This window comes from Rhodoferax sp. ZS1R8, assembly GCF_056521325.1.
Genome location: NZ_JBWMBA010000077.1, coordinates 1 through 1,410 on the forward strand (window position 1 = coordinate 1; position 1,410 = coordinate 1,410).

At 62.3% G+C, this 1,410-nt stretch carries 1 protein-coding gene; it reads left to right on the forward strand.

Annotated features, from left to right (window positions below; translation table 11 throughout):
* Window positions 1-127: 127 nt before the first annotated feature.
* Entirely contained in the window at window positions 128-1,381 is a 1,254-nt protein-coding gene (lysA, locus tag AC097P_RS23895; RefSeq protein ID WP_479612919.1) for a diaminopimelate decarboxylase, read from the forward strand.
* Window positions 1,382-1,410: the final 29 nt, after the last annotated feature.

Sequence of the window (1,410 nt, forward strand, 5' to 3'; positions counted from 1 at the left end):
GCACGGAGCCTGGGGGTGTGACTTGCGGTTTGGTTGGGCGGGGCATTTGTTAACTATATCCATATTGAATAGTTAAACAACAAAAGTGGCATTGATTGAATCGATATTGACTGAGATCATCCTGCCTATGAACCCTTTTACCCCCTCCACCCTTGCATCCCTGGCCCAACAACATGGCACACCGCTGTGGGTGTATGACGCGGCCACCATAACCGCCCGCGCCCAAGCGCTGCGCCAGTTTGACGTGGTGCGGTTTGCGCAAAAGGCCAACTCGAACACCCATCTGCTTCGCCTGCTTAAAGCTGAGGGCGTCATGGTGGACGCCGTGTCGTTGGGCGAGGTGGAGCGTGCGCTGGCCGCTGGCTATGCGCCGGGCCTGAAGGATGGCCATGCCGAGATCGTCTTCACCGCCGATTTACTGGACCGCACGACACTGCCCCGCCTGGTGGAGTTGGGCATTCCGGTGAACTGCGGCTCCATCGACATGCTGGACCAGTTGGGCACGGTGAGCCCAGGCCATCCGGTGTGGCTGCGTATCAACCCCGGCTTTGGCCACGGCCACAGCAACAAGACGAATACGGGCGGCGAGCACAGCAAACACGGTATTTGGCACGGTGACCTGGTGGCCGCGCTGGCCAAGGTGCGCAGCAATGGGCTGGCGCTGCAGGGCTTGCACATGCACATTGGCTCGGGTGTGGACTACGGCCATTTGCAAGCGGTGTGCGGTGCCATGGTGGGACTGGTGCACACCGTCAAGGCGCAGGGCATGGACCTACACGCCGTGTCGGCAGGTGGAGGTTTGTCCATCCCCTATGGCGCGGACGAGGCACCCATCGACACCGCGCATTACTTCTCCCTGTGGGACGCCGCCCGCCAGCAGATCGCCCAGGACCTGGGCCACGCCGTCGCGCTGGAGCTGGAGCCGGGCCGATACCTCGTCGCCGAATCTGGCGTGCTGGTGGCCGAAGTGCGTGCCACCAAGGCCCAGGGCAGGCAGCATTTTGTGATGGTGGACGCTGGTTTTAGCGACCTGATGCGCCCGTCGATGTATGGCAGTTACCACGGCATGGAAATCATCCACGCCGACGGCACCCCGGCCGCTGGCCCCGTGCAGCCATGCGTCGTTGCCGGGCCGCTGTGCGAATCGGGCGATGTGTTCACACAGGGCGAGGGTGGTGTGGTATTGCAGCGCGACCTGCCCGCCGCGCGGGTGAGCGACCTGCTGGTGATCCATGACACGGGCGCTTATGGCGCGTCCATGTCTTCCAACTACAACACGCGGCCGCTGATCCCTGAGGTGCTGGTGGAGGCCAATGGCCAGGCCCGGTTGATCCGCCGCAAACAAACCGTGGCGGAGTTAATTGCACTGGAGGCGGTATAGGGCTATGAACCTATTGTGTGTGTGATCTT